Origin of the sequence: Devosia sp. SL43, assembly GCF_021729885.1 — a bacterium.
GTDB lineage: Bacteria > Pseudomonadota > Alphaproteobacteria > Rhizobiales > Devosiaceae > Devosia.
The window spans coordinates 930,430-957,301 of record NZ_CP063401.1 but is presented as its reverse complement, the minus strand read 5'-3'; the positions used below and the strand labels follow the sequence as shown (position 1 = coordinate 957,301).

Here is a 26,872-nt window from a genome sequence, read left to right as displayed (position 1 = left end):
ATGCCTCATGGTTCTACGCCTGCGACAATCACGCAAGCAACAAAGCGGAATGAGCGCTATCAAGGCTGGTGATGAGCAAACAACAACGCCGGGCGCGGGCCCGGCGTCGATAAATTAGCTATGGCACCAACTGCGGTTTAGGCCGACTGCTTGGCGACCGCGATACCGGCGCCTTCGAGATGGCTCTGCAGCTCGCCGGCCTGGAACATTTCGCGGACGATATCGGCGCCGCCGACAAACTCACCCTTGATGTAGAGCTGGGGAATGGTCGGCCAGTTGGTATAGGCCTTGATACCGTCGCGCAGCTCGGCGCTTTCGAGCACATTGGCGCTGCCATAGTCGACGCCGAGATAGTTCAGGATCTGAACGACCTGACCGGAAAAGCCGCATTGCGGGAAATCCGGCGAGCCCTTCATGAACAGGAACACGTCGTTGGTCTTCACCTTGTCGTCGATGAAATCATTGATGTCGGTCATGGGAAATCTCGCTTGAGTCCGGGGAAGGCGGACGCTGTTGCCCATAAATAGGTCATGGCTTCGGCGATGTCGAGGCCAAGCATCGGCAAAGACCGATGCAAAGATCACAATCGCTCGGCGATCCAGGGGTGGCTGGTGCAGTCCTCGATCGTGTCGAACTGCACGGCCTCCCAGCCATGCTTGCGGGCCCCGTCGATGACCTTGGGTGTATCGTCAAAGAATAGCGGCGGCTCCGTTTGCGGTCCGATCCGCTGTTCGATGAAATCGAAGAAGCCCTTCTCAGGCTTACGGATGCCGGCGCGTGCCGAGTAGAAAATGTCCTCGAACAACTGGCCCAGGCCAAGCGTCTGCCAGAGCCACTGGGCCCGGGTGTGATCTTGGTTGGTGGCGATGTAGAGCTTGAGGTCGGACCGGGTCTTGAGTTGCCGCACGACGTCGAGCAGGCCGGCATTCAGTGTCGAGTCGTGGCTCAGCCAGTAGTGCAGGAACACCATGGGCGAACCCTTGTAGCCCAGGCCTGGCAGGCGGCGTTCCAGCGCGTCGATAATGGCCATTTCACCGACAACCACCTTCTTGATGAAGACGTCGAAGATGAATTCATTGTTGAAGCGGTCGGGGTCGACCCCGAGGTCATCAAGCAGGTTCTCGTTCCAGCGTCGGGTCAGTTCCGGGCGGGCGTGATAGCCATGCACCAGCACACCATCGACGTCGAAGAACACCGCGCGGGTCATGCGTCCACCGGCCAGGCCGCTGTGCGCAGGACGCGGCGGATGCCCACCCCTTCATTGGGTTCGCCTTTGAAGCGGGGGATGATGTGGCAGTGGGTGTGAAACACATGCTGCGCGGCGACCGCGCCCACATTCCAGCCCAGCGTAAAGCCATCCGGCCTGTGGTCGGCGAAATGCGCTTTCGCACGGCTGAGAGCATCGGCGAAACCTGCCCATTCTTCCGCAGTCATGTCGAAGGGGCTCTCGCTGTGGCGTCGGGGGATGATCATGCCCGCGACAGGGAGCATAGGGTCGATGCTGCCGAGCATGTAGAAATCGTCCGTCACGAAGATGGGCTGATCGACCAGCAACTGGTTGTCGAGACAGAAGCGACAGGCTGGTTGAGCTGTGTTCATCGCTTCGGGCTCATTGGCATTGCGCCAAGCCCGGCAAGCACTTCGCGGGGGATGTTCAGCTCCTGAATCACATCATTGTGGCGGCGGAAACCGACAAGCTCGCGCTGGACGAAGTATTGCCACACGACCTGCCGGGCCTCGGCAAGCGGCGCTTCGCGATTGTCGACCGCGGCTGCCAGGGCGGCGATGGCCTTGACGACCCGCTGTTCGGCAGCGCCCAGCGAGGATGCGCGCTCAGCCAGGATTTCATGCTCGATGGCCGCCGTGCCCGCGTCGGGGCGAACGGTGCGGATGAGATCGAGCGAGTCGCGGAGGGACAAGGAGATCAGTCCGGGACGACGGTCTGCAACGCCAAAGCGTGCAGCGCTCCACCCATATCGCCCTGCAAGGCTTCATAGACCAGCTTGTGCTGCTGCACGCGGGTCTTGCCGCGGAACTGCTCGGACTTCACCGTCGCGGCCCAGTGGTCGCCGTCACCGGCGAGGTCGCGGATGTCAATATCGGCATCGGGGAGGGCCGCCTTGATGCGGCGTTCGATTTCGCTGCTATCCATGGGCATGACGCGACTCCTTGCTGCTGCCGGCCAAGTGCCGGTCCCCATGATATGGCATGGGGGTGGGGTGCCTTCAATATCGGACAGAACCGCTCAGGGCGTCACGACGGGTTGCGCATCCTGCCGGGTCGAGAAGTTGGCGATGATATTGTCAGCGATGGGGCCCGCCTCATTGGCCGCTTCGGTCGCGTAGAAGCAATCCAGCGTGTAGCCGTTGCCGCCGCTGACGGTCTCTGTGTGCACGAGCGTGACCGTGGTGCCGGTCTCACCCTGGCTGGTGCCCAAATACTGCAGGGCCTGATCGCTCTGGTACGATGTGACCTTGCTTTCCAGCACGGTGAAACCGGGAAGGCTTTCGGTCCAGCCTGCGGCAACAGTTTGGACGTCGAGCGCGGCCAACGCACCTTCGGCGGTCCAACCGGTATCTTCCACGGGAACGACAGTTAGCACACACTGGAGCGGCAGGGTGGGGTGGTTGATGGTAAGCGGGCCGCCTATTTCACCGCTGGTGACCATCACATCGGGATAGAACAGCGTATAGGGCTGGTCGGGAAGCGGCGAGCCGCTATTGGCGAGCGCCTGGGCATGAGCCGCTACCGGCAGGAGGCTGAGCGACAGGGCGAGAAAGCCGCCAAGGGCCGGACGAAGGTTCATCGTAGTCTCCAGAGATATGACGCCGCTCCCGTGGAGCCAGAACACTCCAAAGAGCGGCGATCATAAGGCAGGAGCAGCGATTAAGCAGCCACCTCATCCATGTAGCTGGGGAACCAGCCTTCATGCGCGGCCTTGAGGGCGGCAACCGGAACAGGGTGGGCATTGCCCAATTGCAGCGTATCGCCGCCGGTATTGCCGAACCACGGGGCATAAATGCCCAGGCTTTCGGCCTCGGCCAGCAGCGCATCGAGGTTCTTTTCCTCGATGGTGATCAGGTAGCGGCCCTGGTCTTCGCCGAAGAAGGTCAGGATCGGATCCTGGCCATCGACCTGGTTGACCTTGGCGCCGATACCGGACGCAACAGCCATTTCGGCCAGGCCGACAGCGAGGCCGCCATCGGACAGGTCATGGGCTGAAGTGGCGACGCCGGAGCGGATCAGCTTGCGGACGAAATCGCCGACCTTGCGCTCATGCGCCAGATCGACCGGTGGGGCGGAACCATCACGGCGATTGTGCAGGTCGCGAAGATAGATCGACTGGCCGAGATGTGTACCCCAGGTGAGCGGCGCGCCGACCAGGATGATGCACTGGCCCGGTGCGGCAAAGGCGATGCGGGCCATCTGGCTCCAATCGGGGAGGAGGCCGACGCCACCAATGGTCGGGGTCGGCAAGATGCCGCGGCCATTGGTTTCGTTGTAGAGCGAGACGTTGCCCGAGACGATTGGGAAATCCAGCGCCAGGCAGGCTTCGCCAATGCCCTTGATGGCATGGACGAGCTGGCTCATGATTTCGGGACGTTCGGGGTTGCCGAAGTTCAGGTTGTCGGTGGCGGCGAGGGGTTCTGCACCCGTAGCCGTCAGGTTACGCCACGCTTCGGCAACGGCCTGCTTGCCGCCCTCATAGGGGTCGGCCTCGCAATAGCGCGGATTGACGTCGGAGGTGAAGGCCAGGCCCTTGGTGGGATGGCCCTCGACGCGGATAACGCCGGCATCGCCGCCGGGACGCTGCAGGGAATTGCCCTGGATCAGCGTGTCATATTGCTCATAGACCCAGCGGCGCGAGGCGACCTGATGGCTACCCATCAGCTTGAGCAGCGCGTCGGCGACATCCATCTGCGGGATGTCGTCGGCGGCCAGCGCCGGGGCGGGAACGGACGGCGTCCAAGGACGATCGTATTCCGGAGCTTCGTCACCGAGTTCCTTGATCGGCAGGTTGGCGACTTCGTCGCCCTGCCACAGCACGCGGAAGCGCAGATCGTCGGTGGTCTTGCCGACGGTAGCAAAATCGAGCTCCCACTTGACAAAAACCGCGCGGGCCTCGGCTTCCTTTTCCGGGTGCAGCACCATGAGCATGCGCTCCTGGGATTCCGACAGCATCATCTCATAGGGCGTCATGTGCGTCTCGCGCACCGGCACCATATCGAGGTTCAGCTCGATACCGAGATCGCCCTTGGCGCCCATTTCGACGGCCGAGCAGGTGAGCCCAGCCGCACCCATGTCCTGGATGGCGATCACCGCGCCGGTGGCCATCAGTTCGAGGCACGCTTCGAGCAGGCGCTTTTCGGTGAAGGGATCGCCGACCTGCACGGTCGGGCGCTTCTCGTCGATATCGTCGCCGAATTCGGCCGAGGCCATGGTGGCGCCGCCGACGCCGTCGCGTCCGGTCTTGGCACCGAGATAGACCACGGGCAGGCCCACGCCTTCGGCCTTGGAATAGAAAATCTTGTCGGTATCGGCGAGGCCCGCCGCAAAGGCGTTGACCAGGATATTGCCGTTGTAGCGCTCGTCGAACTCGACCTCGCCGCCCACGGTAGGCACGCCGAATGCATTGCCGTAGCCGCCGATGCCGGCGACGACACCGGAGACGAGGTGGCGGGTCTTCTCATGGCCCGGCGCGCCGAAGCGCAGGGCGTTCATGGCGGCGACGGGACGCGCACCCATGGTGAAGACGTCGCGCAGGATGCCGCCCATGCCGGTGCCGGCGCCCTGGTAGGGCTCGATGAAGCTGGGGTGGTTATGCGATTCCATCTTGAAGACGATGGCCTGCCCGTCGCCGATATCGACGACGCCAGCATTCTCGCCGGGGCCCTGGATGACGCGCGGACCCGTGGTCGGCAGCGTCTTGAGCCACTTCTTGGATGATTTGTACGAGCAGTGCTCATTCCACATCGCAGAGAAGATGCCGAGCTCGGTATAGGTCGGCGCACGGCCGATCAGATCGAGAATCTTCTGGTACTCGTCGGGCTTGAGGCCATGGTCGGCGACGAGCTGCGGGGTGATTTCGATATCGTTGGGGATCATCAAGAAGCGTTTCCGTAGGGAGGCTCTGGAAAATATTCCATGTGGGATTGGGTCGAGCGCGCAGTGTCTTCGCCGAACAGATGGCCGACGAGCCACAGCGCCATATCGATGCCAGCGGAGACGCCGGCGCTGGTAATGACGTTGCCATCGCGCACGTAGCGCTTGTCGAGAATGTAAGTGTGCGGGGCATGGGCGCGTAAGAAATCGAGCGCACCGCGATTGGTGGTGGCCTGACGGCCCTCGAGGAAGCCGGCACGAGCGAGCAGTGCCGCGCCAGTGCAGACCGAGGTTTGCCAGGTCGCGGCTGCTAGGTAGCTGCGGATCGCGTTGTTAAAAGCATCGTCCTGGGCCAGCGGGCGGGTGCCGCGGCCGCCCGGGAGCAGCACGATGTCGGCATGGGGTGCGTCGGCGAAGGCGTAGTCGGCGGTGACCTTGAGGCCCTTGGCGCAGGTGATGTTGGTATCGGGCCAGCCGACGGTAAAGACATCGAGCGGGGCGCCGCCAGCCTTCGCCATGGTGAAGACTTCCCATGGGCCGACGAAGTCGAGTTCCTCGACATCGGGGAAAATCAGGATGGCTGCGGTGAGGCGGTGCTCAGTCATGGATGAGGTTCCAGTTGCGACTGAGGACGTGGTCGAGCGCGATGACGGTGGCCGAGAGGACAGCGAGCGCAATGGACATCTGCACGGCACCCAGCAGAACTGCGCCGTAACCGAGCTTGATCGCGTTCATGAAGGGGTAGGGGTATTCCTGGACCCAGGCGCCACGGACCATGGCGTAGACGAAGTAGATCAGCGTCGGTGCCAGCATCACGGGCAGGTTGGCCCAGCGCAGCTTGCCATGCGGTTGGGCCGCCCACCACAGCAGGTAGAGGATGGGGCAGAGGTAGTGCAGGATCGTGTCGGCGACCTGGAACAGCCCTGTCAGCACCGACAGGTGGCGCAGCACCAGGAAGACGTAGATGCCGACCAGGGCAATGCAGGCTGCCATCATGCCGCGAAAGACGGGGGTGCGGAACAGGTCGAGCCAGGTAAAGCGAGTCACTTCAGACAGATAGACCAGCACCAGGATGCAGTTGGTGAGGATGGTGTAGTAGGCGAAGAACGTGCCGAGTGCGCCGGGAATGTCGCGGCCGGCGGCGAGGTAGGCCTGCATGCTGATGACGAATTGCAGGATGAGGCCACCGGCTCCGGCGATCAGGCCGAGCCAGGTCAACAGGTTTCGCGGGTTGACCGGGCCCCGCGCGCTCATCTCAGGCAGCCTGGTTCAGCAGGCCGGAGAACAGGGCCCTGCCATCGTCACCGCCATGCGCGGCCTCGATCAGGTTTTCCGGATGCGGCATCAGGCCGAGGACGTTTTTCTCGGCATTGAAGATGCCGGCGATGTCGTTGATCGAGCCGTTGGGATTGGTGCCTTCGGCGTAGCGGAAGGCGACGCGGCCATCCCCTTCCAGTCGATCCAGTGTCTCACTATCGGCAAAATAGTTGCCATCATGATGCGCAACTGGGCAGCGGAAAACCTGACCCTGCGAATATCCACGAGTGAACGCGGTATCGGCATTGACGACTTCGAGCTTGACCTCGCGGCAGACGAATTTGAGCGAGTTGTTGCGCATCAGCGCGCCGGGCAGCAGACCAGCCTCGAGCAGGATCTGGAAGCCGTTGCAGACGCCGAGCACCTTGACGCCCTTGGCGGCACGTTCCCGGACGCGATCCATGATGGGCGAGCGGGCGGCGATGGCGCCGCAGCGGAGATAGTCGCCGTAGGAAAAGCCGCCGGGGATGACGATGAGGTCGACATCGGGCAGGTCGGCGTCCTGATGCCAGACCGTCGCGGGGGCGGTGCCGGAAATCTTGGTGAGCGCCGCGATCATGTCACGGTCGCGATTGAGTCCGGGGAAGACGATGACGGCGGATTTCATCGGCTGGTCCTCGCTATGTCAGGAGTTGCGAGGCCCTTTTGGTGAGTCTTGGCAGAAAAGGCAAGGGCCGAGATTGGATATCCCGGCCCCTTGCGATGCAGAGCCTAGGCGCTGCTTATTCGGCCGGGGCGGCAACGGCGTCGCTGCGCGGCTTGCTGGTGCCGGGCAGGTGGGCCCAGGCGGGGCGCTCGAAGAGGAATTTCCCTAAACCGGTGCGCTCTACGATCCAGTAGAGGACCAGCGGCGAGACTATGGCAACGGCCATGGTCAGCAGGCTCAAGACGGTCGGTTCGTCGATACCCAGTTTGATCAGCACCATGCGCGCGATGCCCATGGGCAGCACGAAGGCGACGTAGACGACCAGCGACTTGCTACCCATCCAGCGCAGCCAGTTCATCCAGGGCAGGCGGGTCAGCAAGGCGGCGATGACACAGAGCGCCGCGGTGCCGATCAAAGCGAGGATCAGGTGGATTCCCGGCAGGCTGGCAAAGCCCGGGACCGGGTGGATCGGGTCCATCTGGAAGCCGCCCAGGAAGACGAGCGCGGCGTTTGCCAGGGCCCAGGCGACCAGGCCAGCCAAAGCGAGACCGACATTGTAGCTGGCCCAGTCGGCCAGGCGGAACAGCTGGGGAGCCAGCACGTAGCCGGCATAGAAATAGACGAAGTAGGCGCAGAACTGATCGACCAGGTAGCTGCCGGTATGGACCGATGCCATCTGCAGGATCGCGGCGATGGCAAACACGCCCCAGACCGGCGCGCGCAGGCTGTGCAGCAGCTTAGTCACGGCGCTGACCACGGCCAGCATGTAGATGAACCAGAGCACGCCATAAGGTTCAATGACGGCCCAGGCGAGCTGTTCGATGGCACCGACAGGGTTGGCGGCGAGCAAGCCGACCTTGAAGATGATGTGGATCACCGCCCAGAGGGCGTAGAAATAGAGGTAGTGCACGACGCGGCGGTCGGCAAAGGCGCGCCAGGGCCGGTCGATGACTTGCGACAGGAAGAGGCCGGAAATCAGGAAGAATTCCGGCATACGGAACGGGGTGGCGAAGGCGATGGCCCAATGCAATACGCCCACGCCGCCGGTATCTTCGCCAACACTGGAGGCCGCATACATCATCACTACGAGGAAGATGGAAATGCCCTTGGCCATATCCACCCAATCGAGCCGCCTGCTATCCGCCGCCATTTTCCGCACTCCGCAACCTGTGCGCAGCACAATAGCCGCAACTGGCTGGTTTGCGGGTAACGAGTTGGTGGCAGGCTTAAGAGAAGTGCTTAACTGGTAAGCATTTAGCTAAAGTCTAGCGATCGATGCGGTAGGCGTAGATGCGTCCGTCGCTGTAGTTGAGTGCAGTGCCGATATTGGTCGGCTTGAGACCGGCGGAGGAGATGAAGTCGATGAGCGTGGCGCAATCCTTGCAGACAAGCCAGTACGGCGTTGGCAACGAGGCCAGGCCGGGATCGATCATCCAGCGCTCGCGGGTCCGCCAGTCGACCGGGCCCATGATCATCCCGTTGTTGCCGCTGCGGTAGGTGAAGTCGAGCTGGGTCGCTGCCGATTGAACCATGTAGTCGGGCCAACCCACCAATTGCTGCTGCGGTATGGTATCCATGCCCGCGTCCGCCTGGACGATGTTGTAGATGTCTATGTCGCCATTCATGTGCGTTGTCAGCGCAATCTTTGCATTGGCAATGCCCAACAGCGCCTGCGGCGCCATCAGCACGGCCAAGACCCAGATACGTGCCCGCTCGCCTGCCATGACAAATGCCATGAAGGCCATGAGCATCATAAAGGCGGCGTGCCAGAGGAACTCACCATAGATAAGGGCCGTGGCGGCTGCGAAGAGCAAGGTCAGCGCAAGCAGGACAGCCAGGATGAACGGTGAGCGCCAAAGGCCAAAGGCCAGCAGCACCAGGTATCCGATGCCGGCAACGGGGTGGCGGTATTCCATTCCGGGCATCCACCATGACAGGCCGTTGAGGGTGCCCGGCAAGACATTGCCGACATTGATCCCAGAGGCTGGATTGCCCATGCCGGAAATGATGGCGCTGGCGGCAAAGAACAGGGCGAGGATCGACGGGCCTGTCAGCCTGGATACGCGGGTGCCACGCTGCCATTGGACCAGGAGCCAAAGGGCAAACGGAAAACCGGCAAAGAAGTGGAAACCACAGCCGAAGGCGAGGAGCCATGTTCCAGCCGCTCGATGCCCCGCCCGGTCCAGCAGCAGGGCAAGCAGAATGGTGGTGAGGACGAGGGAATATGGACGGAAGCTATAGCCCCATTGCATCAGGATGACGCTGCTGCATAGCGCGACAGCCAGCAGGAGCGGCTGCCGATTGAGCAGCCGCCAGAACAGCAAGCCATTGAGAATGGCCACGCCGAGCGTGAGGTAGCGTGCCTGGTCGAAATTGAGAACACTACCCAGACCCCGCAGGATCCAGAACCAGAGCGGCGGGTGCCCCTCACCACCGGGGATGATCAGAAAGTCCAAGGGCCCCGACAGTGCCATGGCGACAAGCCAGCCCTGTGCTTCATCTCGCCATGGCACATGATTGGCGAAGAGTGCGATCTCGGCAATGGCATAGGCCAGAACCAGCACCAACGCGAGCGCTGCGTCGATGGCGGCACGCTTGACGACTGGCGACGCCGGATCGGCTTCAGGCGACGCGGCGGGGAACAAGGCGTTCTTCGATCTTGTCGTCACCGGCCGAGCCGCCCTCGTGGTATTCGGCATCCTCGTTGACGGTCCAGACGTCGTGCGCCTTGTGCCCGGCAATAATGTTCCGGGCGGTGAGGAGCCCGGTCATCATGGCGTGGTCCTGATTGTTGTACTTGTGCATGCCGTTGCGGCCGGCGAGGTGCAGGTTGGTGAACTGGGATTCGAGGCCTTCGGTGATGGTATCGACGTTGAGCTTGTAGGTGTCGTCATAGACCGGATAGGCCTTTGGCTGGCGTACGACCGATCCATCGATGATGTCTTCGGCGCGAGCCAGGCCCAGCTTGGCGATCTCGGCCTTGGCGCGTGCGATCAGGTCGGCGTCGGCCATTGCCCAGGTGTCGTCGCCGGCATTGCAGAAGTATTCCATTCCGTAGCAAGCGGTACTCCGGTCGGGCACCATGTCAGGCGACCACGATTTGAAATTCTGGATGCGACCGACCTTGACGCTGGGATCGTGGATGTAGATCCAGTTGTCGTCGAAGCTCTCCTTGCCGCGCATGATCAGGCCAATGATCAGGAAGTCGCGATAGCGCAGGCCCTCGGTTGCCTTGCGGACCATCGGGTCAATGTCGGCACCGAGCATGCGGACCAACTCGTTGATGGCGGCGGTGGAGACCACGTGGTCGGCGGTGACCTTGGTCTCCTTGCCATTGGCATCGGTGACGATGGCGACCCACTTGCCAGTGCCGGCATGCTGGGTGATGGCCGTGATGGTCGAGCCCATCATCATGGTGCCGCCACGCTCGACGATGCGGTCGCGGGCACGCTCCCACATCTGTCCCGGTCCGAGGCGCGGATAGCGGAAGCTGTTGATCAGCGTCTTGATGATGCCTTCGCCGCCAACGGGCTTCTTGCCGATGCCGAAGCTCGAAACGATGGCCTGATAAAGATTGAGGCCCTTGATGCGCTGGGCAGCCCAGTCGGCGGAAATCTCGGAGCAATCCATGCCCCAGACCTTCTCGGTGTAGGTCTTGAAGAAAATCTCGAACAGGCGCCGACCGAAATTGTTGACGACCCACTGCTCGAAGCTGACGACATTGCGATAGGGGCGGATACGCGCCCAGCCATAAGAGGCGACGCAGCGCAGGGCCTCGATCGGGCCGAGCTTGGCCAGCGCGTCACCCGCACGCAGCGGATAATCGAACAGCTTACCGTTATAGTAGATGCGGCTGGAGCGGGGACGCTGCAGCATCTCGTCGCCCATGATCTCGGTCCACCATGCCTCGATCTCGGCGCTCTTGGAAAAGAAGCGATGGCCTCCGATATCGAAGCGGTAGCCCTTGTAGTTCACGGTGCGGGAAATGCCCCCGACATAGACCGGGTCACGCTCGGCAACGGCGACGCTGTGGCCCGCCTTGACCAGCTCATAGGCTGTGGTCAGCCCCGCTGGGCCGGCGCCGATGATGAGGGTTTCGACATGCATCAGGGCACCACCGTGCTTTGGCCGGGTAGCCGATTGGAAACGCCGCCCGCGAACGAAATGTGCTTGTGGGCGAGGAATGAGTAGGCCGTCACAAGTACGACGGCGATGAGGTGGGCGACGCGCTCGCTAACGGCCGGGACGGGCAGGGCGCTCAGCCAGCCAAAGGCCGGCAGCGCGAACACGGCTACAAACGCATAGGCAAGCAGCAGGCGCAGGCCGAGGCCGCTAAAGGCAACGACGGCAAAGGTCAGGAATTGCTGGTGTACCGGGCGCGTGTCCGGTGCGAAGACGAAGCGGCGAGACAGCAGAAAGTTGACGGTCACGCCGGCCAGGCCGCCAGCCGTCATGGCCAGAGCGAGAAAAAGCGGATTGTGCAGAAGGTCCAGGAACAACAATCCCTGAACGATGGCGACATCAACGCATGTCGCTATGCCGGCGGTCAGCAGGTATCGCGCAAATGAAAGCAAGAAAGCCGCCGGGAGATTCGAGAAAGAACTGTTCTTTCAGGGGAATCTAGCCTGCGCGGCTTAACAAAAGGTCATTTTCGATGTCGAGCGGACACCGGAAATCTACGGGCTATGTCAGACCGGGACCGAAGCGTAGGCCGCGAAAAGCAGGCCGAGGGTGGCGACGAACATAACCGAAAGGGAGATGGTTTTGAGCATGGCAAAATGGTCCTGCGCCAATGGTCGGCGCGAAAGCTATTATCGCTGTCAGGCGTTAATTTGAGATTTCGATCGCGTAATTTTCGATCACAGTATTGGCCAGCAGCTTTTCACACATGCTGGTCAACTGCGAACGAGCACCGGCCTCATCGGTTCCGAAGCTCTCGTCGAGAACGATATCGAACACCTTCCCCTGTCGCACTTGTGCAACATCGGGAAAGCCAAGGCCCTTGAGCGATCCTTCGATCGCCTGGCCCTGGGGATCCAGGACGCCGGTCTTGAGGGTGACCGTGACGCGCGCTTTCATCGAAATGCTCCGGCTACTACTGGACAAGGCGCGGACCGGTGGTCAGCGCGTTTTCGGTTTCGACGAGAATGCCCAGACGCTGGGCGACCTCGCGATAATTCTCGATCAGGCCGCCAAGGTTCTCGCGGAAGCGGTCCTTGTCCATCTTGTTGCGTGTTTTGATATCCCAAAGGCGGCAGCTATCTGGGCTGATCTCGTCGGCCAGCACGATACGCATCAGATCGCCTTCGTAGAGACGGCCGCATTCGATCTTGAAATCGACGAGCTGGATGCCGACGCCCATGAACAGGCCAGTCAGGAAGTCGTTGACGCGGATGGCCAGGCTCATGATGTCGTCGAGCTCGGCCGGGGTGGCCCAGCCGAAGGCGGTGATATGCTCTTCGCTGACCATGGGGTCATGTAGGGCATCGTCCTTGTAGCAGAACTCGATGATCGAGCGGGGCAACTGGGTGCCGGGCTCGAGGCCCAGGCGCTTGACCAGCGAGCCAGCGGCGAAATTGCGCACGATGATCTCGAGCGGAATGATTTCCACTTCCTTGATCAGCTGCTCGCGCATGTTGATGCGGCGGATGAAGTGAGTCGGGATGCCCAGGCCGTTGAGCTTGGTAAAGACGAACTCCGAAATGCGGTTGTTCAGCACGCCCTTGCCATCGATGACTTCATGGCGCGCGCCGTCGCCGGCGGTGGTGTCGTCCTTGAAATACTGAACCAGAGTGCCCGGCTCAGGACCTTCGAAAAGGATCTTGGCCTTGCCCTCGTAGATTTTGCGTCGACGGTTCATTGGGAATCCGGACTGAGAGTAGGAGGGGTGAATTTGGCCGCTTCATGCGCCACAACCATGCAAAAAGGCAAGCTCTTTCGCGTCTGGTGGCCCTGCGGGCCGTGCATAAGGTCGCAGCGCAGCGGCAGGAATTGATTTGGCAAGCCGGACCGCCTATGTCGGTGGGCAAGCGCCGGAGAGGCGGCATTGTCAGAGCCAAGCGGGAGAGTTGCATGAGCCAGTTCGAGGATCGTCAGAAGGGCCAGGAAGCCAAGTATGCCTTCGACGCCGAAAAGAAGTTCAAGGCGGAAGCCCGCCGCAACAAGCTGCTCGGCATCTGGGCCGCCGAGTTGATGAGCCTGACCGGCGACGACGCAAAGGCCTATGCATCTGAAGTCGTGGCCGCCGATTTCGAGGAAGCCGGCGACGAGGATGTGTTCCGCAAGGTTTCCGGCGATCTCAAGGCCAAGGGCTTGACGATCGGCGACGACGTGATTCGTCAGAAGATGCTGCAGCTGGTGCAGGTCGCCAACGAGCAGATCGCCGCCGAGGGTTGATATCGCCTGCCGAGATTTGAAGGGGAGTCGACCGGGTGGTCGGCTCCCCTTTGCTTTGTCATGTGGCAGGTTCATAATTCCGGCATTTGAGGAGGCGCAAATGCATGGGCTTGTTCGATATTTCAGTCTGATCGTAGCTGTGTTGTCCGGCCTCTTAATGGGCGGTGCGGCCTATGCGCAGGGCAATGAAACGCGGGTGATCGTGCCCGACCTGCCCGGTGGCGCGCTGGTTTCCGGGCGCTACCGCAGCAATAGTCGCATCTATGGCAAATACCGTTTCGAATTCTGCCTGCGGCAGCGTGGCAGCTATTCGGTCAGCGGCGGCGGTGTGCAGTGCGACGGACGGCTCGATTGGAGCGGGCAGGGTGCGCAGGTCAACGGCAGCTGCGCCGCACGTCGTGCGGCAATGGCGTGGCGTGGAGTGGAGTGCTGACAGCATGATCTGCCGCCCCAACCTGGTGCTGGGCCTCCTGGCGCTCATCCTCGATCCGAGCCGACCAGTGCTATCGAGCCTGACCTGCACCTATACGCCGGTCCCCGGCACAGAGGAGCCGATCCGGTTTACGGCGCGGCGGACCAATTGAGGCAAGGGCCGAGGCCGGTTCTCGCTACCTGGCCCGGCTCGCGGCTGGCCGACCGTGGAGGCTTCAAACCTGCGATGTTCTCTCAGTAACACTCACAATACATATATCAACGCCAGAGGCATTTAATCCCCTTCGACTGCATTTGCAGTCGAAGGGGAAACATCATGCAGCACGGTGACAAATCATTTGAAGTAACAGCACCACGTTCACGGTTTTATCAGGGAGGCTTCGGGCGATTATTTCCCGACCTCAAACCTTGGGCGCCCGACGGGGTCGTTGGCGCACAGGCACTTGAGCAGGCGATGTTGGCGATCGCCAATGAGAAGATGACGGCCACGGGCGGCGACCAGGATTCATCGCTGCCCTCCGGCTATACGTATTTTGGACAGTTTGTCGACCACGACATCACCTTGGACACGACGCCGCTCAGCGAGGCGGAGTCCGACCCGAACCGGCTGCAGAACTTCCGCACGCCGCGCCTTGATCTGGACTGCATCTATGGCCAAGGCCCTGATGCGCAGCCCTATCTGTATGAGCACGTCAACGGTGGCTTAACCGGTCGACTAAGGGTTGGAACGTTAAGTGGATTTGAGCGGCCGGGCGGCGGCGTGTATCACGACCTTCCGCGGTTATCGCGACTGCCGAATGAGGATCAGACTGCGCTCATCGCCGACCCGAGGAACGACGAGAATATCATCGTTGCGCAACTGCATCTGGCGTTCCTGCTTGCACATAACGCTCTGGTCGACGCACAGGGCGATAAGAGTCCGACTGAGGCATTCGCTGCAGCGCGACAGACGCTGCGTTGGCTGTACCAATGGCTGGTGTGGAAAGACTATGTCTCCCGCATCTGCGACAAGGTCGTTTTCAAGCATGCCATCAAGAAGAAGGCGGATGGCGGTGGATTGGCCGTTTGGGAAGCTGGCTACAAGGACGTTTACAATTGGAAGAACAGCCCGTTCATGCCGGTAGAGTTTTCGGCTGCCGCGTATCGCTTCGGCCACTCCCTCGTGCGTGGCGGCTACCGAACCAATTTTTTCAAGGGCCCGGCACCCGCCGATGGATTTCCGACCTTTTCGGCTGGCGGTAATGATCTCCGGGGTGGCAGCGCGCTTGATGGACAGCGCGTTCTGCAATGGGATTGGTTTCTGAAGATGCAGAGTTCCCAGGGCGACTTTCCGCAGCTGGCACGCAAATTCGATACCAAACTGGCGTCGGCGCTGCAGCATCTGCCGGGGGCGCCCCATCAGGGAGGCGCCGGCCAAATCAACAACATCATGGGTGTCCTGGCGGCGCGCAACCTTGTGCGGGGCGTCAGGATGCAACTGCCGGCCGGATCGGCAGTTGCCAAGAACCTCGGACTGGAGCCAATAGACCTCGACGGTGGTCCGGACGCGCTGTGGTTCTATATTCTTAAGGAAGCGGAGATCGGTCCAGCCAAGGGCAACCACCTCGGCACGGTAGGCTCGGTCATTGTTGCCGCTACTTTTGCCGGTTTGCTGCTTGGCGACCCTCTGTCACACTTCAACATCGAACCCAACTGGGAACCGGATCGAGACAAGTTGCTCAGCAAGCTCAACCTCGAAAATCGCCTTACTAAGGACGAAGGGAAGTGGTCGCTCGCCTCCATCATCCGGCTTTCGGGCCTGCCAGTGGCGTTCGATGAGTTTCCGCCTCGACCTTGACGCCCTGGCGTCTAGGCCATTGCGTAGCTGCTTCGGGCAATGATGGACCCTCCGGCCATGAACCACGGTCGGAGGTGCTCAACCTCTTACAAGCTGCGCCGACCAGTCTTTCTTGCCCAGCGGTAGGCAATGCAGTCAAGTGACCTTGAACGCCATGCCGATCGAGGCGGGCATGACCGGTTCGAAGCCATACTTGGCGTAGAGATATTGCGCATCGCCGTCGGCGATCAGGCTGACATAGGCACTCTTGGGCGCATTGGCGCGCAGGTGATCGACCAAGGCAGAGACGATCCGCTTGCCGAGGCCCTTGCCCTGATAGTCCGGCTCGACGGCGATGTCGACGATCTGGAAGGCGGTGCCGCCATCGCCGATGATGCGCCCCATACCGACCGTGCGGCCATCTTGGTGGATGGTGACGGCATACCAGGTATTCGGCAGTCCGGCCTCGGCGGCCTCCTGCGATTTGTCGCTCAGCCCGGAAACCCGGCGCAGACGACGATAGTCGTCAACACCCGGCGTACCGGTGACCAGTTCATAGTCGCTCACTTTAGGCGCTGCATCAGGCGGGTGAACATCAGCAGGCCCTCGGGCCAGGGGCCGTGACCGGACTCGATGTTGATATGACCGGCGTCGCCGGCCTGGTGAAAGTCGGAGCCCCAGCAGTTGGCGAACTCGACGGCCCGTTCGAGCGTCACATAGGGATCGTTGTTGGAGGCTACGACCATCGATGGGAAGGGCAGCGGGTCGCGCGGGATGGGCCGGAAAACGTGGATGGCTTCCGGCGCAGCAGGGCTGAGTTCGACGTCGGTCGGCGCGACCAGAAACGCACCGCGCACATTCTCAGGCAGGCGTGGTGCGGCAAGCACAGCGGCAGCGACCGATGTCGAGTGCGCGACGAGAACGACTGGGCGGCTGGTTAGGCGGCAGGCCTGATCGATAGTCGAAATCCAGTCGTCCGCATCGGGCTCCCACCAATCGGCCTGCTCGACAATGGCGGCATTGGCCATGCGCTCGGCCCAACGCATCTGCCAGTGGCCGGGCTTGCTGCCGCCCAAGCCGGGCAGGATCAGGATGTCGCATTCGGCCAGTTTCATGAGCTTACAGTCCGATCGTGATAGAAACCGACATCGGTCTGCGTCAGTCCGATCGCCTTATAGAAGCCCTCGGCGCCGGGGAGCGAGAACAGTGTGATGGTGACCCCAGGCCCAAGAATTTCGCCGCCCTTGTCCATAAGCGCCTTGCCGATACCCCGGCCTTGGTGAGTCTCGGCAACGGCGAGGTCGGCGCAGTAGCAGACCCAGTGCCAGTCGGTGGTGCCACGAAACAGCCCGACCAGCGTGCCGTGCTTGTTGCGGGCGGTGATGGTCAGGTTCGAGTTGTCCAGATAGGCCTGCACCCGCTCAGGATTGCCTAGCGGACGATTCTGACCGAGCACGGACTGGCCCACACAGGCGATGTATTCCTCGGCGGTTAGGCCGGTCTCCTGGGCGCAGACTATGCTCATCCAAACACCCGCTTGAAGATCGTATCGACATGCTTGAGGTGGTAGGCGTCGTCGAACATGTCGTCGATTTGCGCATCCGGCAGAGTCACTTGCGGGTCGGCCTTGAGGTTGGCTGCGAACTGGCCGCTGCGGTCGCCGCGCATTTCCCAGACCTTCATGGCATTGCGCTGTACGGCGGCGTAGCTGTCCTCGCGCGAATAGCCGGCCTGGGTCAGCGCCAGCAGCATGCGCTGGGAATTGTGCAGGCCACCGAGCAGGTCGAGATTCTTCCGCATGTTCTCGGGATAAACCACGAGCTTGTCGATGACGCCGGTGAGGCGGGCCAGGGCGAAGTCGAGGGTGACGGTCGCGTCCGGGCCGATCATGCGCTCGACCGACGAGTGCGAGATATCGCGCTCGTGCCACAGCGCGACGTTTTCCAGCGCCGGAACGACCATGCCGCGCACCAGGCGGGCGAGGCCGGTGAGGTTTTCGGTCAGCACCGGATTGCGCTTGTGCGGCATGGCCGAGGAACCCTTCTGGCCGGGGGAGAAAAACTCCTCGGCTTCGAGCACTTCCGTGCGCTGCAGGTGGCGGATTTCGATGGCGACGCGCTCGATAGAGGACGCGACGACCCCGAGCGTGGCAAAGAACATGGCGTGCCGGTCACGCGGAATGACCTGCGTCGAGACGGGCTCGATGGCGAGGCCGAGCTTCTCGGCGACGTATTCCTCGACCTGTGGATCGATATTGGCGAAGCTGCCGATGGCGCCGGAAATGGCGGCCGTGGCGATCTCCGCCCGTGCCGCGACGAGGCGGGCGCGGTTGCGGGTGAATTCGGCATAGGCTTCGGCCAGCTTGACGCCGAACGTGGTCGGCTCGGCGTGGATGCCGTGGCTGCGACCGATGGTGATGGTGTTTTTGTGCTCGAAAGCGCGGCGCTTGAGGGCAGCGAGCAGGGCATCGACGTCAGCGATCAAGAGGTCCGCGGCGCGGGCCATCTGCACTGACAGCGTGGTGTCCAGAATGTCCGAACTGGTCATGCCCTGGTGGACGAAGCGGGCATCGGGGCCGACGATCTCGCTGAGATGGGTCAGGAAGGCGATGACGTCATGCTTGGTGGTGCGCTCGATCTCGTCGATGCGCGCAACGTCGAAGCCATAGTCGCCGGTGGTGGCCTTCCGGGCGTTCATCACGTCCCAAATGTTCTGGGCGGATTGCTTGGGTACGACACCAAGTTCGGCCAGCTTGGTGGTCGCGTGGGCCTCGATCTCGAACCAGATGGCGAAGCGGGTCTCGGCCGACCAGATGGAGACCATTTCGGGGCGAGAATAGCGCGGGATCATGGGCTTAGGCTTCCAGGTTCGAAAACAGATTCAGGCAAGGCGCGTGGTTGCGGCCTGGCGAATGGCGGCGATGCGCGGGGCATAGGTCGTGGCGTCGTTGCCGCCATAGACGGAGTTGCCGGCAACGAAAACATTGGCGCCTGCATCGGCCACGGCGCGGGCATTGTCAGCAGAAATGCCGCCATCGACTTCGAGATCGATCGGCCGATCACCGATCAGCGCGCGGGCCTGGCGGATCTTGTTGAGGCTTTCCGGGATAAAGCTCTGGCCACCAAAGCCCGGATTGACCGACATGATCAGCAGCAGGTCGATATCGTCGATGACATGGGCCAGGGCGGAAACCGGCGTAGCCGGGTTGATCGCGACGCCGGCGCGCTTGCCCTCGGCCTTGATGGCCTGGAGCGTGCGATGCAGATGCGGGCCCGCTTCTGCATGAACGGTGATGGTGTCAGCTCCCGCCTTGGCGAAAGCGGCAATATAGGGATCGACCGGAGCGATCATCAGATGAACGTCAAACGGCTTGGCCGTGAACTTGCGCACCGAAGCCATAACCAGAGGACCAAAGCTGATATTGGGCACGAAGTGGCCGTCCATCACGTCTACGTGGATGTAGTCCGCCCCGGCCGCATCGATGGCGGTGATTTCCTCACCAAGGCGGCTGAAATCGGCCGACAGAATCGATGGAGCGATGCGGATGAGTTGCTTGGTCATGAAGGAGGCGCCTCGGCAGGGAGGGGTGAGGGTGCTATAGGGCTGGAACGGGGGAAAGGGCAAGTGTGGAGTGATCCGAGTGGGGGCAATTCCCATCGGCGGGATAGACAGATTTCCCGCTGCTGGGGTCTACTTCTGCTGAGAAGGGTCGTGATTGGCCTTTGTCGGTAGAGGTAGTCCAATGATCATCGTCCTGAATGGTTATCCTGGGGTGGGGAAACTCACTATTGGCCAGGAGCTTACTTCGATCTTGTCCGGCCGTCTGTTGGACATTCACAGCGTCTACAACGTTGCCTTTGCATTAACCGAATTCAAATCGCCGGAGTTTGTCGAAGCGGTTGAGAAGGTCGAGACAATAGCGCACGACCTGATACTGAAACTACCGGCAAACGTGCCGGTAGTGTTGACGACTGTGCTTGCTGGAAAGAGCGATTGGGGCGATGCGGAATGGGGGCGCATTGTCCTGCTGGGGCGGGCGCGTGGGCCATTGTTCGTGGTTCAAGTTCATTGCGATCTCGATGAAAATGTCCGCCGCATTTGGGCGGTCGGGCGGGCTGCGAAGAGGAAGCCTCGTGATGCAGAAATGGCGATCAGGAACCATGAGCATGGCAAGGTTCTCGCAGGCATCGACGAGCCGAACTTGTTGAAGCTTGACGTGACAAGATTGTCCGCGAGAGAAGCGGCGATTGAAGTTGCGGATTGGGTCAACAGGATCTGACCTCGAAATCATTCAGGAGGTCGCATCACAAACCAGCGATGCGACACCCCGCGCATTGCATTGTAACGGCTGCGCGGTAGAACAGCGGCGCAATCGGAGCGTCGGCCTCTTGGAATTTTCTCTGCCATTGGTGTTCGGGGCGGGCGTGCTCAGCTTCCTGTCGCCCTGCGTGCTGCCGTTGGTGCCGCCTTATCTCACCTATATGAGCGGCGCGAGCTTCGATCAGCTGCGCGATGAAGGCACGACAGCGGGAGCCTTGCAGCGTCGGGTGGCGTTCACGTCGCTGTTCTTCATTCTCGGCTTTGCCGTGGTGTTCGTAACGCTGGGTGCGACGGCGACGGCGTTCGGGCAGGCGTTCCGGCAGGCACTGCCGATCCTGACGCCTGTCGCCGGCGTGCTGATCATTGCCATGGGCCTGCATTTCATCGGCGTCTATCGCATCGGCCTGCTCGACCGGCAGATGCGGCACAATGGTCCGGGCGTGGCCAGCGGGCCGCTGGGCGGCTTCCTGCTCGGGCTGGCCTTTGCAATTGGCTGGACGCCCTGCATTGGTCCGGTGCTGGCAGCGGTGCTGTCGGTGGCGGCGAGTCGGGAGACGGCGTGGGATGGGGCCGGGCTGCTGGCGCTTTACTCGCTGGGCCTGGGTGTGCCGTTCTTTCTGGCAGGAATTGCCATCGGGCCGTTCCTCGCCTTTTTCCAGGGCTTCAAGAAACACCTCCATACGGTCGAGCGGGTGATGGGCGTGCTGCTGGTGGTGACCGGCGTGCTGTTTCTGACGGGCAATTTCACCCGGCTATCCTATTGGTTCCTCGAGACGTTCCCGATCCTTGCAAGCTTCGGCTGACCGGTAAGCGCCGCTTAACCCTTGTCAGAGAACGGGGTTTTTGCTCGTCCAAAGTTCAGCACTGATTTACCCCTGCGGGGCACAGTGCCGCCATGAGTGGAACCTTGCTGACAGTCTTGGACGAAGCGTTGCCGCAGCCTGCGGTGGCGCGCAGCGACGCCGCGGTTGCTGCGACTGACGAAGTCAGCGTGCTGGTCACCAACCGCATCGAGGATGTCGAGGCGGTGTGGCGGGAACTGACAGCAGCGGCCATAGAGTCGCCGGGCCAGAGTTATGACTTCATCCGAGCCTGGGTGGCCGATCGCGGGATCGCGCCGACATATCAGCGCTATGTGGTGGGGCGTGTCGATGGTGTGGCCATCGCCCTGCTGCCGCTGCATCGCAAGCGTGTGCATGGCCTGCCGGTATTGACCTGGTTCCCCGGTTCCAATGTGGGTTGCTACGCCCCGGTCGCCGATTATGACCGGCTGGCGGCACTCGGTGTCGAGGGTCGGCGCAAGCTGTGGTCGGCAATGACCGGTCAACTGACCGGCGCCGACGTCGTCTATCTGCGGTCTATCCCGACCGAGGTCGGCGGCCATCAGGGTCTGTTCGACGAGCTTGGCGCGACGCTGGCGGTCGAGACGCTCTATCGCTCGGAATACGCGACCTGGGAAGAATGCGACAAGCTGCAGCGCAGCAAATCGCGTCGCAAGCATGATCGGCAGCAGGGCGACCGGCTTGATGCGCTGGGCGCGGTTTCGTTCGAGGAAATCCGTAACGGCGGCGATACGCGTTGCGCTATCGAAACCATGTTCAAGCAGCGCTCGGCGCGCTTCAAGGCGATGGGCATTCGCGACAGTTTCGTGCGCGACAAGTTGATCGGCTTCTACCACGATACGGTTAAGCCGGATTCGGGGATCGACGTGCGGCTGCACGTGCTCAAGCTCAATGGTGACATCGTCGCGGTGCGCTACAACATCGTCCACAATGACCGGATGTTCTGCCTGATTTCGTCGATGAGCGACGATCCGGCGATCCAGAACGGCTCGCCGGGCAAGCAATGCCTGTTGCGGGTGATGCAGACGGTGTTCGACCAGGGCATCCGCGTTTTCGACATGGGCAGCGGCTTTACCGACGAAAAGCGCCACTGGTGCAATGTGCAGACGCCGCTGCGGCAGCACTATATCGGGCTGACGCCGCAGGGCGCCCTGATCGTGCGGGGCCATCAGGCGTTCATGAAGACCCGGGCGGCCATCAAGGCCAACCCGCAGCTGAAGTCTGCCATCCGCACCTTGCGGCAGCTGTTCGACCGGGTGACTGGCTCGACCGCCAAGCCGGAAACGCCGGCTGATAAATCAGAGTAGCTTGAGGCCGCGCAGCGAGGCGTGGCCCGATTTCCCGATGATGATGTGATCGTGCAGCGTGATGCCCAGGGGCTTGGCGATATCGGAGATTTCGCGCGTCATCCGCACGTCGGCGGAGGAGGGCGCCGGATCGCCCGACGGGTGGTTGTGCATCACGCTCACTCCCGCTGGATCACCGATGATCCCGCTGGATCATAATGGCGCAAGACTGGGGCCCGGACCTCTTGGGCGACACGACATCCCTTAAGGCCCGGAGTTTCGCTGGGGCAGGGGGCAGGTAGCTGCGCTGAGACCGCGGAAGTGGGCTGAGCCGTGATCACCCCACTCCCGCTTTCGCAGGTTTGGGGCCGGTACTTGCCTGTCCGCTTCGGGTGCCGCGAACCCGGATAGCCGACATTCCAAAGCCGCGTATGCGATCGCTTTGGGGCACTGCTTGGCGCCCCATTTTCCAACGGTTCCCCAAGGCCGTCGAGGTTGACAGTTGCCGACCTGCCTCACGACTGCCATAGTGCCACCTGCTTCAATGCCGATGCTTGACTTGGTCCTCTCCCACTCTGCGGTGAGGTCCGCATTGCGGTGCCTAAATATTCTGGCCGACGTTTGTATCTGGGCACGGGACTTTGCCGCCTCGTCGTCCGAAAAGTAGTAGCCCTCGGTTGTCTCGTGCGTAAGGCTCTCTGACGCAGCCAAGGAAATCGCCGAAGCGCCCGGATCCGGCGATCCGGTTGATCGGCGCGGCAGAACCTGTGCCGCATGCGGTGCAGGCCGGCAAGATGTTTTCACAGTATTCGTCATGTTCGCAGCGTACCAGATGCGAACGTCTTTGCCGCGGACATCGAGCAAGCGTCCGCCGCATTCCCCACATTGGTGGATCGGCGGTTCGGCATGTCCTGCTTCGGACAGAATGTGCTTTTTGGCTCACTTTGATCTCCTCCGCGAAGGAGGACGGACGCGGCTTCGACGCCATGATCGTAGTCACCAGTGGGGCGGGATGGGCGGAAGTATGACCGTCCGCCCGGCTTTGAGCCAAGCACCGGCCGGTGGTCATGATTGACTGCATAACCTGAGCCGGAGCGACCGGTCCCTTCTCGCCTTGTGGTGAAGCGGCTGGTTCAGGCGTGAGGACCCGACCGACTGCCCTCCAGGACGGCGCGATAGCGCTCCAGACTCTCCTCGAGATGCTGGGCAAGCGCCGCTGTCGCCGCCTGCGGATCCGAGCGTGCTATGGCCGCGAAGATGTTGGCGTGTTGCTCGTTGATGGTTGCGAGATAAATGCGGTAGTCGGCAGCGGATTGCATGTGCTTGAGAAGTATCTCCGAACTCAGGTCCATCTGCAGAACCTCAATGAATTCGGAGAAGTGCGGATTTCCTGTCGCGCGGGCCAGGGCGCGATGGAACTCCAGATCGGCTCGGGCCTCGGCTTCCGGATCATTAGCGTCGACGCGCTGCATGGCGTCATGAGCCCGTGCGATATCGGCCAGGGCCTCTGGAGTCCTGCGCCTTGCGGCCAGCGCGACCGCCTGCGTCTCGACGCCGAGTCTGAATTCGAGAATGTTCAGAGCGGACCGGATGTCGTCCGACTGAGCGAAGCCGAGACCCAGCGATCGCGTTGCTCGTTCGGCGACGAATGCCCCCAAGCCCTGCCGAGTGGTGACCAACCCTGATATCCGCAGAGATGCCATTGCCTCGCGAATGACGGTTCGGCTGACGCCGAACTCCACGCAGAGCTCCTCGCTCGATGGCAGCTTGCTCTTGGGTGCATATCGACCCGTCTCGATGCGAGAAGCCAGCTCCAAGGCGACGGCTTCGGCCAGATTCTCCCGGGGCTTTATTTGATTCACAATCGGTTCTCACAGCTGGGCAACAGCACGGCATAGTTCTTCCGGATATTCAATGACTACTCTCCAACGAGCCAACACTCGACTAAGGGACAATTCCTCCGAGTTCCTACTTGGCATACATGTGCTGACATACATGTGTAAAATGAATGCACGTGCAATCGCCAGGGAGCGAATGCGATGACGACCTCAATCTACAGTGGACCGGTTTTCGAGATGGCCCGCCAGCAATTCGAGAATGTCGCGGACATCCTCGACATCGATCAGTTCGAGCGCCCTCGGATCTTCATGCCCAAGCGCGCGCTGGCCGTCTCCTGTCCCATTCACCGGGATGACGGGTCGTTGACGGTCTTCCAGGGCTATCGTGTGCAGCATCATCTGACACTGGGTCCGACCAAGGGCGGCACGCGGTTCGCCCCGACTCTCGACGTCGGAGAGGTTGCAGCGCTGGCCATCTGGATGAGTTGGAAGTGCGCGCTGGCCGGCCTGCCCTATGGCGGCGCCAAGGGCGGTGTCGCAGTCGACCCACGCGCGCTGTCGCCCCGCGAGCTAGAAGCGCTGTCGCGTCGGTACATGCAGGAGATGATACCCTTCGTCGGCCCACATGTGGACGTGATGGCACCTGACATGGGAACCAATGAAACCGTGATGGCCTGGTTCATGGACACCTATTCAATGTACCAGGGACGCACAGTCGCCGAAGTGGTGACTGGCAAACCGGTGGCGACCGGCGGCACTGCCGGGCGGCGCGAGGCCACCGGGCGCGGCGTCTTCTACCTCATCGGACTGGTCGCCGAACGGATCGAGCTGCCGCTCGATGGCGCCAGGGCCATCGTCCAGGGATACGGCAATGTCGGCGCAGTTGCCGCCCAGGCGCTCGCGGCCGCGGGCGTCCGGATCGTGGGGGTCAGCGATCACAGCGTGGCTTATTACGATCCCAAGGGGCTCGACATCGCGGCGCTCGACCTTCATGTGCAACGCACCGGTGCTCTGATCGGCGCGGCAGATCAGGCCCGGTTCGACGGGCGGGACCTGCTCGTGCAGCCCTGCGACATCCTAGTTCCCGCCGCGACCGAGCGCGTGATCGACGCCGAAAATGCGGGGCTGCTGCAATGCCGCATCCTGGCTGAGGGCGCGAACGGCCCGACCACTCCGGAGGCCGACGCCATCCTCAAGCTACGCCCGGAGATCCATGTCATTCCAGACATACTCTGCAACTCCGGCGGTGTGGTCGTGAGCTATTTCGAGTGGGTCCAAGGCCTCCAGCAGTTCTTCTGGGACGAGGCCGAGGTCAACGCAAAGCTGAACCGGACCCTTGCCCGTTCGTTCGAGGCCGTTTGTCGGCGCGCCGAGTCGCGGCGCCTGAGCAATCGTGAGGCTGCGCTCTCGATCGGTGTGGAGAGGGTCATGCAGGCCAAGCGCAGCCGCGGCCTGTTCCCGTAGCGGCCTCTGCTTCCAAAAGAGATCATCATCATGTTTCAGCCATCATCCGGCATCGATGCACCAACCTTGAATCTCGAGCCGTACGAGCACCGGGCCGCCGTGCTGTCGGAGGTGCATGCGCGGCCATTCCGACCCATCGAGGCGCCAGCCAGATTGGTTCATTTCGCCTTTCTCTCATCCGACGGCGATGTTGGCGCCGATGCGCTGTCGGCTCTATCCGTCGACCGGGGTGGACCCGCCATCGCACCGTCCGCGCGGCATCACAGGGTCAACGTCGATGGCACTGATCTGCGCTGGGAGCGCCACAACGAGTTCACCAGCTATTGCTGGTACCGGCGTGCGCCAGGGTGCGCCGAACTCGAGATGGCCGCAGCCGAGCTTGCATCGGCGATGGCATGGCTGCCCCAGCCCGGACCGCATTTGGTTTCGATCGACCTGCGAGTGGTGGACGCGGCCGCGGCACCCGATATCGATGCCATGTTCGCCAAGGAGTCGCTGTGCATGATGAAGGCCGAGCAGGGCGCGGCCACCGTAGCCACCGACTTCAAGCCCGACGCCGGAGGCTTCGTTCGCATCCTCGTCGTTTGCGACAACGTACCGGCCATGCGCATCGGTGCCCTGGTCCAGCGCCTGCTGGAGCTGGAGACCTATAGGCTTCTCGCACTTCTGTGCATTCCGGAGGGACAGGCGGTGGAGCCGACAGTTCGGTCGATCGAGCGCGATCTGGTGCAGGTGACTCAGGAAATGACCCAGACGGACGCCCTCGAAGGCAATGAGGTTCTTCTCGACCGCTTGGTCCGCATGGCCGCTCGGCTCGAAGCATCGGCAGCCCATTCCTTGTTTCGCTTCGGGGCCAGCCGGGCGTACCAGAACATCGTTCTCGGGCGCATCGCAGCCATCGGCTTCGAGCCGATCGCCGACCGGGAAACGATTCCGGCCTTTCTCAGCCGCCGCATGGCGCCGGCCCTGCAGACCTGCTTCTCGATCGAGGAGCGTCAGATCAACCTGTCGCGAAAGCTCGCTCGCGCCACCCAGTTGCTGCGCGCGAAGGTCGACGTTGCCATCGAGCGTCAGAACCGGGATATCTTGCGAGGCTTGGATCTGCGGTCGCAAATGCAGCTTCGGCTCCAGCGCACCGTGGAGGGCCTGTCGATCGCCGCCGTCAGCTATTACGTCGTCGGATTGCTGGCCTATCTTTTCAAGGCCCTGCTGCCCGATCATGGCATCGCGGAGATCGCGGTTGCGCTGACCTGTCCCCTGGTCGTGGCCGGAGTCGCCCTGACGATCTACCGGCGCACGAGGCTTTCGGAAGGGCACGGTCCGGCGACCAAGTGAGCTGCCGTGAGGGCACGCGCAAGTAAAACTTTCTGTTCTGGCGTGCTATTTGGCTGAACGGAGCCCGGGCGGCGGCT

The 26,872-nt window shown here is 62.0% G+C and carries 31 protein-coding genes and 1 pseudogene; 9 read left to right on the top strand and 23 right to left on the bottom strand.

Features of this window, described 5'->3' with window-relative positions; genetic code table 11:
• Positions 1–137: 137 nt before the first annotated feature.
• The 16 genes from grxD to purC all read right to left on the bottom strand — a co-directional run bounded on the left by grxD (position 138) and on the right by purC (position 12,926).
• Positions 138–476: a Grx4 family monothiol glutaredoxin gene (gene grxD, locus IM737_RS04755; protein WP_236898742.1), complete on the bottom strand. Its 339-nt coding sequence runs from the start codon at positions 474–476 to the stop codon at positions 138–140.
• A gap of 104 nt (positions 477–580) precedes the next feature.
• Positions 581–1,207, bottom strand: coding sequence for an HAD family hydrolase (locus IM737_RS04750; protein ID WP_236898740.1), 627 nt, complete (start codon positions 1,205–1,207; stop codon positions 581–583).
• The gene (locus tag IM737_RS04745) at positions 1,204–1,599 is read right to left on the bottom strand and encodes an HIT family protein (protein ID WP_236898738.1); all 396 of its coding nucleotides are present in this window, start codon (positions 1,597–1,599) and stop codon (positions 1,204–1,206) included. The genes IM737_RS04750 and IM737_RS04745 overlap by 4 nt, the downstream gene beginning before the upstream one ends.
• Positions 1,596–1,919 (bottom strand): DUF6665 family protein, encoded by a 324-nt coding sequence (locus tag IM737_RS04740; RefSeq protein WP_236898736.1) that lies wholly within the window; start codon positions 1,917–1,919, stop codon positions 1,596–1,598. The genes IM737_RS04745 and IM737_RS04740 overlap by 4 nt, the downstream gene beginning before the upstream one ends.
• 5 nt (positions 1,920–1,924) lie before the next feature.
• Positions 1,925–2,158 (bottom strand): BolA/IbaG family iron-sulfur metabolism protein, encoded by a 234-nt coding sequence (locus IM737_RS04735; protein ID WP_236898734.1) that lies wholly within the window; start codon positions 2,156–2,158, stop codon positions 1,925–1,927.
• An 87-nt stretch (positions 2,159–2,245) separates the two neighbouring features.
• Complete coding sequence (locus tag IM737_RS04730; RefSeq protein ID WP_236898732.1) at positions 2,246–2,806, bottom strand: hypothetical protein; 561 nt, start codon at positions 2,804–2,806, stop codon at positions 2,246–2,248.
• Between the two features lie 80 nt (positions 2,807–2,886).
• Positions 2,887–5,106, bottom strand: a complete 2,220-nt coding sequence (gene purL / locus IM737_RS04725) for a phosphoribosylformylglycinamidine synthase subunit PurL (RefSeq protein ID WP_236898730.1) — start codon at positions 5,104–5,106, stop codon at positions 2,887–2,889.
• Positions 5,106–5,708 carry a DJ-1/PfpI family protein gene (locus IM737_RS04720; RefSeq protein ID WP_236898728.1) on the bottom strand — a complete coding sequence of 201 codons (603 nt, stop codon included), beginning with the start codon at positions 5,706–5,708 and terminating at the stop codon, positions 5,106–5,108. The genes purL and IM737_RS04720 overlap by 1 nt, the downstream gene beginning before the upstream one ends.
• Complete coding sequence (locus tag IM737_RS04715; protein WP_236898726.1) at positions 5,701–6,357, bottom strand: Pr6Pr family membrane protein; 657 nt, start codon at positions 6,355–6,357, stop codon at positions 5,701–5,703. Before IM737_RS04715 ends, IM737_RS04720 begins: the two co-directional genes overlap by 8 nt.
• A gap of 1 nt (position 6,358) precedes the next feature.
• A complete protein-coding gene (gene purQ / locus IM737_RS04710; RefSeq protein WP_236898724.1) occupies positions 6,359–7,027 on the bottom strand; it encodes a phosphoribosylformylglycinamidine synthase subunit PurQ in 669 nt (222 codons plus the stop codon).
• A gap of 115 nt (positions 7,028–7,142) precedes the next feature.
• Positions 7,143–8,216, bottom strand: a complete 1,074-nt coding sequence (locus IM737_RS04705; RefSeq protein ID WP_236898722.1) for an acyltransferase family protein — start codon at positions 8,214–8,216, stop codon at positions 7,143–7,145.
• 115 nt (positions 8,217–8,331) lie between these two features.
• A complete protein-coding gene (locus tag IM737_RS04700; RefSeq protein WP_236898720.1) occupies positions 8,332–9,735 on the bottom strand; it encodes a hypothetical protein in 1,404 nt (467 codons plus the stop codon).
• Positions 9,689–11,173, bottom strand: coding sequence for an NAD(P)/FAD-dependent oxidoreductase (locus IM737_RS04695; protein WP_236898719.1), 1,485 nt, complete (start codon positions 11,171–11,173; stop codon positions 9,689–9,691). Before IM737_RS04695 ends, IM737_RS04700 begins: the two co-directional genes overlap by 47 nt.
• A complete protein-coding gene (locus IM737_RS04690) occupies positions 11,173–11,640 on the bottom strand; it encodes a GtrA family protein (protein ID WP_236898717.1) in 468 nt (155 codons plus the stop codon). Before IM737_RS04690 ends, IM737_RS04695 begins: the two co-directional genes overlap by 1 nt.
• Positions 11,641–11,893: 253 nt before the next feature.
• Positions 11,894–12,145 carry a phosphoribosylformylglycinamidine synthase subunit PurS gene (purS, locus tag IM737_RS04685; RefSeq protein ID WP_236898715.1) on the bottom strand — a complete coding sequence of 84 codons (252 nt, stop codon included), beginning with the start codon at positions 12,143–12,145 and terminating at the stop codon, positions 11,894–11,896.
• Positions 12,146–12,161: 16 nt separating this feature from the next.
• Positions 12,162–12,926 carry a phosphoribosylaminoimidazolesuccinocarboxamide synthase gene (purC, locus tag IM737_RS04680; RefSeq protein WP_236898713.1) on the bottom strand — a complete coding sequence of 255 codons (765 nt, stop codon included), beginning with the start codon at positions 12,924–12,926 and terminating at the stop codon, positions 12,162–12,164.
• 212 nt (positions 12,927–13,138) lie between these two features.
• Here purC and IM737_RS04675 point away from each other — a divergent pair, with 212 nt between their 5' ends.
• From IM737_RS04675 to IM737_RS04660, 4 genes are all read left to right on the top strand, one after another.
• Positions 13,139–13,462, top strand: coding sequence for a DUF1476 domain-containing protein (locus IM737_RS04675; protein ID WP_236898711.1), 324 nt, complete (start codon positions 13,139–13,141; stop codon positions 13,460–13,462).
• A 100-nt stretch (positions 13,463–13,562) separates the two neighbouring features.
• Positions 13,563–13,895, top strand: coding sequence for a hypothetical protein (locus tag IM737_RS04670; protein WP_236898709.1), 333 nt, complete (start codon positions 13,563–13,565; stop codon positions 13,893–13,895).
• A 4-nt stretch (positions 13,896–13,899) separates the two neighbouring features.
• Positions 13,900–14,046, top strand: coding sequence for a hypothetical protein (locus IM737_RS04665; protein WP_236898707.1), 147 nt, complete (start codon positions 13,900–13,902; stop codon positions 14,044–14,046).
• Positions 14,047–14,210: 164 nt separating this feature from the next.
• Positions 14,211–15,731 (top strand): peroxidase family protein, encoded by a 1,521-nt coding sequence (locus IM737_RS04660; RefSeq protein ID WP_236898706.1) that lies wholly within the window; start codon positions 14,211–14,213, stop codon positions 15,729–15,731.
• Positions 15,732–15,866: 135 nt separating this feature from the next.
• Here IM737_RS04660 and IM737_RS04655 read toward each other — a convergent pair whose 3' ends face one another.
• The 5 genes from IM737_RS04655 to rpe are packed head-to-tail and all read right to left on the bottom strand — an operon-like array spanning position 15,867 to position 19,271.
• On the bottom strand, positions 15,867–16,277 hold the full coding sequence (locus tag IM737_RS04655; protein ID WP_236898704.1) for a GNAT family N-acetyltransferase: 411 nt from the start codon (positions 16,275–16,277) through the stop codon (positions 15,867–15,869).
• Positions 16,274–16,825 carry an RBBP9/YdeN family alpha/beta hydrolase gene (locus IM737_RS04650; RefSeq protein ID WP_236898702.1) on the bottom strand — a complete coding sequence of 184 codons (552 nt, stop codon included), beginning with the start codon at positions 16,823–16,825 and terminating at the stop codon, positions 16,274–16,276. The genes IM737_RS04655 and IM737_RS04650 overlap by 4 nt, the downstream gene beginning before the upstream one ends.
• Positions 16,822–17,235: a GNAT family N-acetyltransferase gene (locus tag IM737_RS04645; RefSeq protein WP_236898700.1), complete on the bottom strand. Its 414-nt coding sequence runs from the start codon at positions 17,233–17,235 to the stop codon at positions 16,822–16,824. The genes IM737_RS04650 and IM737_RS04645 overlap by 4 nt, the downstream gene beginning before the upstream one ends.
• Complete coding sequence (gene purB / locus IM737_RS04640; protein ID WP_236898698.1) at positions 17,232–18,560, bottom strand: adenylosuccinate lyase; 1,329 nt, start codon at positions 18,558–18,560, stop codon at positions 17,232–17,234. Before purB ends, IM737_RS04645 begins: the two co-directional genes overlap by 4 nt.
• Before the next feature lie 30 nt (positions 18,561–18,590).
• Positions 18,591–19,271: a ribulose-phosphate 3-epimerase gene (gene rpe, locus IM737_RS04635; protein WP_236898697.1), complete on the bottom strand. Its 681-nt coding sequence runs from the start codon at positions 19,269–19,271 to the stop codon at positions 18,591–18,593.
• Positions 19,272–19,452: 181 nt separating this feature from the next.
• Here rpe and IM737_RS04630 point away from each other — a divergent pair, with 181 nt between their 5' ends.
• From IM737_RS04630 to IM737_RS04620, 3 genes are all read left to right on the top strand, one after another.
• Positions 19,453–19,989 carry an AAA family ATPase gene (locus IM737_RS04630; RefSeq protein WP_236898696.1) on the top strand — a complete coding sequence of 179 codons (537 nt, stop codon included), beginning with the start codon at positions 19,453–19,455 and terminating at the stop codon, positions 19,987–19,989.
• A gap of 109 nt (positions 19,990–20,098) precedes the next feature.
• Positions 20,099–20,833, top strand: a complete 735-nt coding sequence (locus tag IM737_RS04625; RefSeq protein ID WP_236898695.1) for a cytochrome c biogenesis CcdA family protein — start codon at positions 20,099–20,101, stop codon at positions 20,831–20,833.
• Positions 20,834–20,937: 104 nt separating this feature from the next.
• A complete protein-coding gene (locus tag IM737_RS04620) occupies positions 20,938–22,179 on the top strand; it encodes a GNAT family N-acetyltransferase (protein ID WP_236898694.1) in 1,242 nt (413 codons plus the stop codon).
• On the opposite strand, the pseudogene IM737_RS04615 reads toward IM737_RS04620, so the two are convergent.
• Both IM737_RS04615 and IM737_RS04610 read right to left on the bottom strand, forming a co-directional pair.
• A pseudogene (locus tag IM737_RS04615) lies at positions 22,171–22,335 on the bottom strand (JAB domain-containing protein); the annotation flags it as partial. The gene IM737_RS04620 and the pseudogene IM737_RS04615 overlap by 9 nt on opposite strands.
• A 956-nt stretch (positions 22,336–23,291) precedes the next feature.
• On the bottom strand, positions 23,292–24,020 hold the full coding sequence (locus IM737_RS04610; RefSeq protein ID WP_236898693.1) for a FadR/GntR family transcriptional regulator: 729 nt from the start codon (positions 24,018–24,020) through the stop codon (positions 23,292–23,294).
• Positions 24,021–24,197: 177 nt separating this feature from the next.
• On the opposite strand from IM737_RS04610, the gene IM737_RS04605 reads away from it, so the two are divergent.
• Both IM737_RS04605 and IM737_RS04600 read left to right on the top strand, forming a co-directional pair.
• Positions 24,198–25,460 carry a Glu/Leu/Phe/Val family dehydrogenase gene (locus IM737_RS04605; RefSeq protein ID WP_236898692.1) on the top strand — a complete coding sequence of 421 codons (1,263 nt, stop codon included), beginning with the start codon at positions 24,198–24,200 and terminating at the stop codon, positions 25,458–25,460.
• Positions 25,461–25,490: 30 nt separating this feature from the next.
• On the top strand, positions 25,491–26,795 hold the full coding sequence (locus IM737_RS04600) for a DUF3422 domain-containing protein (RefSeq protein WP_236898691.1): 1,305 nt from the start codon (positions 25,491–25,493) through the stop codon (positions 26,793–26,795).
• Positions 26,796–26,872 lie beyond the last annotated feature (77 nt).